The 7,054-nt window shown below is 67.0% G+C and carries 6 protein-coding genes; 3 read left to right on the top strand and 3 right to left on the bottom strand.

Translation table 11 applies throughout. The features are described from left to right. Positions 1–156 precede the first annotated feature (156 nt). The 3 genes from ACI3KU_RS18815 to ACI3KU_RS18805 all read right to left on the bottom strand — a co-directional run bounded on the left by ACI3KU_RS18815 (position 157) and on the right by ACI3KU_RS18805 (position 3,672). Positions 157–1,521 carry an extracellular solute-binding protein gene (locus ACI3KU_RS18815; protein WP_404923869.1) on the bottom strand — a complete coding sequence of 455 codons (1,365 nt, stop codon included), beginning with the start codon at positions 1,519–1,521 and terminating at the stop codon, positions 157–159. Between the two features lie 235 nt (positions 1,522–1,756). Next, on the bottom strand, positions 1,757–2,710 hold the full coding sequence (locus tag ACI3KU_RS18810) for a carbohydrate ABC transporter permease (protein WP_404923868.1): 954 nt from the start codon (positions 2,708–2,710) through the stop codon (positions 1,757–1,759). Then, the gene (locus ACI3KU_RS18805; RefSeq protein WP_404923870.1) at positions 2,710–3,672 is read right to left on the bottom strand and encodes a carbohydrate ABC transporter permease; all 963 of its coding nucleotides are present in this window, start codon (positions 3,670–3,672) and stop codon (positions 2,710–2,712) included. Before ACI3KU_RS18805 ends, ACI3KU_RS18810 begins: the two co-directional genes overlap by 1 nt. Before the next feature lie 256 nt (positions 3,673–3,928). Here ACI3KU_RS18805 and ACI3KU_RS18800 point away from each other — a divergent pair, with 256 nt between their 5' ends. Genes ACI3KU_RS18800 through ACI3KU_RS18790 form a run of 3 tightly spaced genes read left to right on the top strand, consistent with a single transcriptional unit; the run spans position 3,929 to position 6,821 of the window. Further along, entirely contained in the window at positions 3,929–5,329 is a 1,401-nt protein-coding gene (locus ACI3KU_RS18800) for an FGGY family carbohydrate kinase (protein WP_404923867.1), read from the top strand. Next, positions 5,326–6,183, top strand: a complete 858-nt coding sequence (locus ACI3KU_RS18795; protein ID WP_404923866.1) for a hypothetical protein — start codon at positions 5,326–5,328, stop codon at positions 6,181–6,183. The genes ACI3KU_RS18800 and ACI3KU_RS18795 overlap by 4 nt, the downstream gene beginning before the upstream one ends. Then, positions 6,180–6,821 (top strand): aspartate/glutamate racemase family protein, encoded by a 642-nt coding sequence (locus ACI3KU_RS18790; protein WP_404923865.1) that lies wholly within the window; start codon positions 6,180–6,182, stop codon positions 6,819–6,821. The genes ACI3KU_RS18795 and ACI3KU_RS18790 overlap by 4 nt, the downstream gene beginning before the upstream one ends. Positions 6,822–7,054: the final 233 nt, after the last annotated feature.

Below are 7,054 nucleotides of genomic sequence, written 5' to 3'. Positions count from 1 at the left end.
ACCGGCCTCAAACAACGCTACCGCCGTGGCACGCTGGTCATCGGAAAGCGAACTGCGTGGATGCATGAAACTGCTCCCTGAATGTCAGAACTGAATTCATCAGTCCAACTTCCAGGGAGCAGTTCACGTATCGACCCGCCCTCTCGTCAGTCCCTGCTATCCCGCGGTGGCATTGTCGTAGGCGCGCATCGCCGCCTTCTGAGCGTCGGCCAGCGCCTGCTCCGGAGTCTTGTCACCGAGCAGCGCCGCGGTGATGGCGTTGTTCAGCTCATTCTGGATCTCCTGACCGGCCGGCGAGGATCCGAACGACTGACCGTAATCCACCACGTCGTAGTAGGCGGAGATCACCTGATCGAAGTCGGCGTTGCCGCTGGGCTTGACCCACTTGTCACGCAGCGCCTTGTCGGCGCCCGGCGAACCGGTGAACAGGCCGGTGTTGATGCCGCCGTCCTTCGCACGCGTCTCGCCGCGAGCATCGCCCGCCGCATCCCACGCGTCGTCGGAGGTGAGGTTGATCATCCAGGCGCAAGCCGCTGCGGGGTTCTTCACCCCCGCAGGGATCACGAACGCGGTGCCCGAGGCCACTGAGAACGGCTCACCATCCGCGTTGCGGAAGGGCACGGCCTCCAACTGGAGCTGGTCCACGTAGGTCGAGAGCACGTTGGGGTACCACTGCGCATTGATCTGCGCGCCCACCTGACCCTTGACGTACTGGTTGTCGTCACCGAAGGTGTCGAAGGAATCGGTGAAGCTCTTGACGGACGCGTAACCGCCCTGCGCGTCGGTGATCTTCTTCAGCAGCTCGATGCCGGCGATGTTGCTCGGGTCGTCCAGGGTGGGGGCACCCTTGTCATCGTTGAGCTTGCCGCCGGTGCCGAGAATCCACATGCCACCCTGGCCGGTGGCCACCGGGTCGAAGCCGAGGCGGCTGGGCACCCCGCCGTTCTCCTGGTACATCTTCGCGATCGCCGCGAGCAGCACGTCCGGCTTCGACGTGTCGATCTCCTCGGAGCTGACGCCCGCCTCGGCCAGCACCTTCTTGTTCAGGAGGATGGCCGGCGGCTGGTAGAACTGCGGCACCGCCCACGTGGCATCGTCATAGGTGACGTCGTCCACGACGAACGGGTACCAGTGATCGCGCGGCGACACATCCTGCGCCGTGAAGCACTCATCCAGCGGCATGATCAGCTTCTGGGCGGCGTAGGTGGTGACGTAGCGCCGATCCATCTGGACCACGTCCGGCACGTCACCGCTGGCGAGGCGCGTGGTGAACTTCTGCGCGTCGAAGGCGGTGGCGTCCAGATCCACCGTCACGTCGCTCAGCTGGCCGGCGGCGTAGTCGACGCGGGACTGGCCCACATCGTCGGCGTTCTCAAACCCCCACGCCTTCAGCGTGCCGGTGGGCTTGGCGGAGAAGTCCACGCCGGCGGCCGCGCCGTCGTCGCCTCCCCCACCGCAACCGGACAGTACGACAGCGGACGCGGCGGCCATCGCCGCGATTCCGAGAATGCGCTTGCGCATGTCATTCCTTTCGTTGGGCGGTGCTGCCTCGCCGCGATGTGGGGACCTTCCCACATCGTCTTTCGTCGGACGGAGAGGCAATGACGCCGAGTGTTATGTGTGTATGTGTGGTCTTGAGTTGTCGTCGTGGTCTTGAGTTGTCGTCGTGGTCTTGAGTTCTCGTGATCTTGAGTTCTCGTTGTGATCTCGCGTTCTCGTGATCTCGCGTTCTCGTGATCTCGTGTTCTCGCGGGTCTCAGCCCTTGCGCCCCTGCGTGGCTACACCCTCGATGAAGTACCGCTGACCGAACGCGAAGAGGATGAGCATCGGCAGCGTCACGATGAGCGACGCGACCATCACGTACTGGTAGTCACCGTGACCACCGGCCGTGGGACTGTATTTGGTCATCGCGTAGGCGATGCCCAGCGGGGCGGTGAAGTCCTCCACCGACCCGGCGTTGAGGTAGATCAGCGCCGCCTGCAGGTTGTTCCAGCTCGCCTGGAACTCGAACAGGAAAACGATGATGAACGAGGGGATCGACAGCGGCATGGCGATGCGCCAGAACAGTCCCCAGTAGCTCGCTCCATCCAGGCGCGCGGCCTCGAAGAGCTCCTTGGGCAGCCCCAGATAGAACTGTCGCTGCAGGAAGATGTAGAAGGCCGAGCCGAACAGGTTCATGCCCCACAGCGGAACCCAGGTGCCGAGCAGTCCGGTCTCCTTCCAGATCAGGTAGATCGGGATCATCGTGACCGCGCCCGGCAGCATCATCGTGGCCAGCACGAGACCGAACAGCAGCCCGCGACCGGGGAAGCGGAAGTAGGCGAACCCGAACGCCACCACCGAGCTGGACAGCGCCACCGCCGTGGCGGCGAGCAGCGCGATCCCGATGCTGTTGCCCATCCAGCTGAGCAGCGGCAGCTGGTTCCACACCTCGGCGTAGTTGCCGGGGGTGAACGTCTTCGGGATCAGCGAGTTGTCGAACACCTCGCCGCGCGGCTTGAGGCTGGCCGCCACGAGCCAGGCGAACGGGTAAAGGAAGACCAGTCCGAAACCAATGAGCAGGACGGCGAGCACCACACGCCCTGCGAGCGTCTGTGGCCGAGCGATGTTGCGACGCCAGCGGGACCGACGCGGCACCGTGACCGCAACGGTGTCCAGTTCACGACCCGGCCGCGAGGGACGGGGCAGCTGCTGCAGTGGAGCGGACATCAGCGATCTCCCTCGTAGTAGACGAATTTGTTGCCGAACTTCACCTGGATCACCGTGATGATCATGATGATCACGAAGAGCAGCCAGGCCATCGCAGCGGCGAAACCGAAGTTGAACTGTCGGAACGCCTGCTGGAAGAGGTAGATCGCGTAGAACAGCGACGCCTCGGGCGACGAGTTGCTCTGGTCTCGCCAGAACAGGATGTATGCCTGGTCGAACACCTGGAACGCAGCGATCGACAGCACGATCACGTTGAAGAAGATCGCACCCGAGATCATCGGCAACGTGATGGCGAAGAACTTGCGTACGGGTCCCGCGCCGTCGAGCGAGGCGACCTCATAGAGATCGGCCGGCACGTTCTTCAGCGCGGCGAGGAAGATGACCATCGTTCCCGCCACCGTCCACAGCGTCATCAGCACGATGCTCGGCTTCACCCAGGCGGGATCCACCAGCCACTGTGGTCCCGAGATTCCGAAGAAGCGCAGGAACTGGTTCACCGCACCGTTGTTGCCGTTGAGCAGCAGGAAGAACATCGACGCCGTCGCCACCGCCGGGGTCATCTTCGGAAGGTAGTAGAGCGTGCGGAAAAATCCGGCTCCCCGGCCGACGCGGTTGAGCAGCATCGCGAGGAACAGCGCCACGATGATCTCCAGCGGCACAGCCAGCACGGCGTAGAACAGCGTGTTGCTGAGCGCGACGCCGACCCGCGGGTCGCTGAACAGGTTCGCGTAGTTCTCGATCCCGATGGGCCTGGCGGTATTGGTGGCCAGGTTGTAGCTGCTGAAGGAGATGTAGAGGCTGTAGATCATCGCACCGGCGGTGAACACCAGGAACCCGATGATCCAGGGCGAGATGAAGAGGTATCCCGCCAGCGCTTCGCGCTTGTCGTAGCGCTCGCGTGGCTTTCTCAGCCGACCGCGCACCGAGGGCTTCTTGCTCTTCGGCGTGGCGGTGGCACTCATGAGCGCACCCGTTCCCGTGAGCGGATCAGGCATCTCGTGTCTTCCATCGCACAACTCCCGTCGAAATGTGGCATCGTTACCACATGGCTGTGACTATACGATGCGACCTCCCGTCGATGCAACCATTCCCCGATCGGGGCACAGGGACTCGAACACGTCACTCCCCGACGCTAGGGGCGGTGATACCGCACGTCCGGGGGCTTGCGCCGAGCATGGCGGGTGTGCTTCGCCGCCACCCGGGGAGGTGCGCACAGGCGTGACTCTGGCGCTCGGGCTGGACATCGGAAGCACCTCTACGAAGGCCGTCCTCGTGGATGTGCTCACCGGCGTGCGTATCGTGCACACTTCTCGCCGCCTCACGCCAGACGACGTCGACGGGCTGGTCGTCGCGACCGCCGCGGCAGCGCGTGAGTGCCTCGCCCACGCGGATGCGCCGGTGATCGCGGTCGGGATCGCCGCGATGGCCGAGAGCGGTGCCGCCTTCGACGCGTCTGGCGTCGCTCTCACTCCGCTGCTCCGATGGGATCGTCACGTCGATCGGCGGCACCTGCAGCAGATCCTCGATCGGGATCCGCACCTCCCCTCCCGCACCGGCGTTCCCGCCACCACCAAGCCCGCTGCCGTGACGCTCGGGGCGCTGCGCGCGGAGCGCCCGGAGGTGTTCGAGGCGGTGCGGCACTGGAGCGGCGTGGCCGAGATCGTCGCGCATGCGCTGACCGGCACCCGCGCGATCGATCACACGCTGGCCGCGCGCACCATGCTGCTCGCAGATGACGGGTGGGATGAACCCTTGCTGCGTGAGCTCGGGCTGTCCTCCCGGGCACTTCCCGCCCTCCGTGCGCCCGGCGAGCGCGTCGATGTGACAGGACCGACGGCGGCGCAGTTCGGTCTTCCGGCCGGCGTCCCCGTGCATGTCGCGGGGCACGATCATGCCGTCGGCGCCTGGGCTGCGGGGGCGCGCCAGCCCGGCGATGTCGCGGATTCGCTGGGAACCTCCGAAGCAGTCGTGCGGATCTCGGACGGCGTCGATCGCGCCGCGGCAGTGGCCGCGGGTTTCGCGGTATCGCGCACCATCGACGGCTCCGCCCGCACGGTGCTCGGCGGCAACCCCAGCTGCGGCGCATTGCTCGCGGACGAGGAACGACGCCGCCCCGGCACGCTGCGGACTCTGCGTGACGCTCCGACCGATGCCTGGGAGACGAGTCCGATGACGGTCTTGCCCTATCCTGCCGGACGTCAGTGCCCGGACCCCGACCCGGCCGCGCAGCTGCGGGTGATCGGCGACGGGGTCGATCGCCCGCGTGCCGTGCTGCAATCCCTGGTGTTGCAGGGGCGATGGATGCGCGAGAGCATCGACGCATTTGTGGCTTCGCGCACCGCTTCCGTCATCGTTCTCGGCTCGCTCGCCGACCGATACGCGTGCTGGGCTCCGCTGATCGCGAGCGCCGGCATCCCCACCCGTCGCTGTCTCGCCGCAGAGCCGGTCGCTGCCGGCGCCGCGCTGCATGCAGCCGTCGCGGAGGGCGCTGCGTCGCCGGAGTCGACGCTGCCCACCCGCCCCGTCCGTGCCGCATCCGCCGCCGGATTCGACGACGCGTTTGATCGTTTCCTCACCGCCGCTCGCGCGGTGCCCGTTTCACCCGAAGGAGAATCATGACCACCCTCGATGCCCTCGCCCGCCCCGATGGCGGATTCGCCATGGTTGCGATGGACCAGCGCGAGAGTCTGCGCCACATGTTCGATCTTGCCGGTCATGGCCGGCCCGCCGACGACGTGCTGATCGACTTCAAGACCGCGGTGGCGGAGGTGCTCGCGCCCATCGCCTCCGCGTTCCTTGCGGACGCGCAGTTCGGTTTCGCCACGGTCCGCTCGGCGGTTCCGCAGGGCACCGGTGTGATCCTCGCCGTCGATGCACTGAATCAGGAGGACGGCGGGCCCGTGGAGGACACCGACATCGACGGCGACGCCTTCGCGCTCGTGGATGACGGGGTGGACGCGGTGAAGCTGCTGCTGATCTGGCGTCGGGACGAGCGGCGCGAAGCACGCGTGGAAGTCGCGGCACGCTTCATCGAGCAGGCGCGCTCACGCGGGGTGTTGTCGGTGCTCGAGCCGGTCGTGCGCGTCGCCCCGGGCCTCGATCAGGATGTCGCGATCCGTGAGGCCGCCCGTGAACTCTCCACTCTCCGGCCGGATCTGTACAAGGCACAGGTCCCCCTCGCTGGCACCGGCACGGTGGCTCAGCAACGAGCCGCGAGCGCGGCGCTGAACGACTGCATGAGCACACCGTGGGTGGTGCTCTCGCAGGGTGTGGAGCGCGAGCGCTTCGGGGACGCCGTGACTGCGGCCTGCGAGGAGGGGGCCAGTGGATTCCTCGCGGGACGGGCGCTGTGGAGCGATGTTGTCGGCGCGGCGGATGTGCGCGGCGAGCTGGCGCGGCGTTCCGCGGACCGGCTGCGTACCCTCATCGATGTGGTGGATCGTCACGCTCGCCCGTGGCGGGATGCAGCGTGAGCGTTCGCGTGGGTGTGCTGCACACCGTTCCCGCGCTGGTGCCGGTCTTTGATGACCTGCTGCGGTCCCGGCGTCCGGACCTGGAGGTGGTGCACGTCGTCGATGGCACGCTCCTGTCCCGCGCCATCGCCGGGGGCATCACGGATGACGTGAGAGCGGACCTGCGCCAGCGCCTCTCGGCGCTGCGAGCCGCGGGCGCGACGGCTGTGCTGGTGACATGCTCGTCGATCGGCGAGGCCGCAACCGATGCTGCCGCGGAAGCGGGTGTCGACCTCACCCGCGTCGATGCCGCGATGGCGCGGGACGCCGTTGCACGGGCGGCCGGCGGACAGGTGCTGGTGCTGGCCACGCTCACGGCCACACTCGGTCCGACCACGCGGCTCGTGCGCGCCGCCGCGGATGCCGCGGGTCATGACATCTCTGTCGTCTCGCGGCTGGTGGATGGTGCCGCGGCAGCTCGCGCGGACGGCGATCAGGACCGGCATGATCGGCTCATCGCCGCTGCCGTCGCGACCGCGGGCGACGCCGATGTGGTGGTGCTCGCTCAGGCGTCGATGGCGGCGGGCGCGGGCGATGATCCTCGGGTGATGACGTCGCCCTCCTCCGGCGTCGACGCCTTCGTCGCTGGGCTGCCGTGATCGCGAGGCGAGACCCCGGAGGTGGCTACTGACGTCGAATTCCTGTCTTGGGTCTGCGAAGTTCAGCTCCATCGATGCCGGACCGCATCACGTTGTGCGGCGGTCTCGCCGATCCTGCGCGCCGGGCGCTGGCCGACCCGGTGCAGTCGGAGGTCGTGCGAACCAACCTGTTCGTCGTCAGGCTCCGCTGACGAGTGCGGTGATGCCGCTGGCGACAACGCCGACACCGAGGA

The sequence above is a fragment of the Microbacterium sp. ZW T5_56 genome, assembly GCF_044987425.1.
Classification (GTDB): Bacteria; Actinomycetota; Actinomycetes; order Actinomycetales; family Microbacteriaceae; genus Microbacterium.
Note: the sequence above shows the minus strand (reverse complement) of the source record. Positions and strands in the feature narration are given on the sequence as shown.

Bases quoted from the DNA above. Each gene is read 5' to 3' on its own strand.
- ACI3KU_RS18815 (WP_404923869.1), bottom strand. From the start codon at position 1,521: ATGCGCAAGCGCATTCTCGGAATCGCGGCGATGGCCGCCGCGTCCGCT.
- ACI3KU_RS18810 (WP_404923868.1), bottom strand. From the start codon at position 2,710: ATGTCCGCTCCACTGCAGCAGCTGCCCCGTCCCTCGCGGCCGGGTCGT.
- ACI3KU_RS18805 (WP_404923870.1), bottom strand. From the start codon at position 3,672: ATGAGTGCCACCGCCACGCCGAAGAGCAAGAAGCCCTCGGTGCGCGGT.
- ACI3KU_RS18795 (WP_404923866.1), top strand. From the start codon at position 5,326: ATGACCACCCTCGATGCCCTCGCCCGCCCCGATGGCGGATTCGCCATG.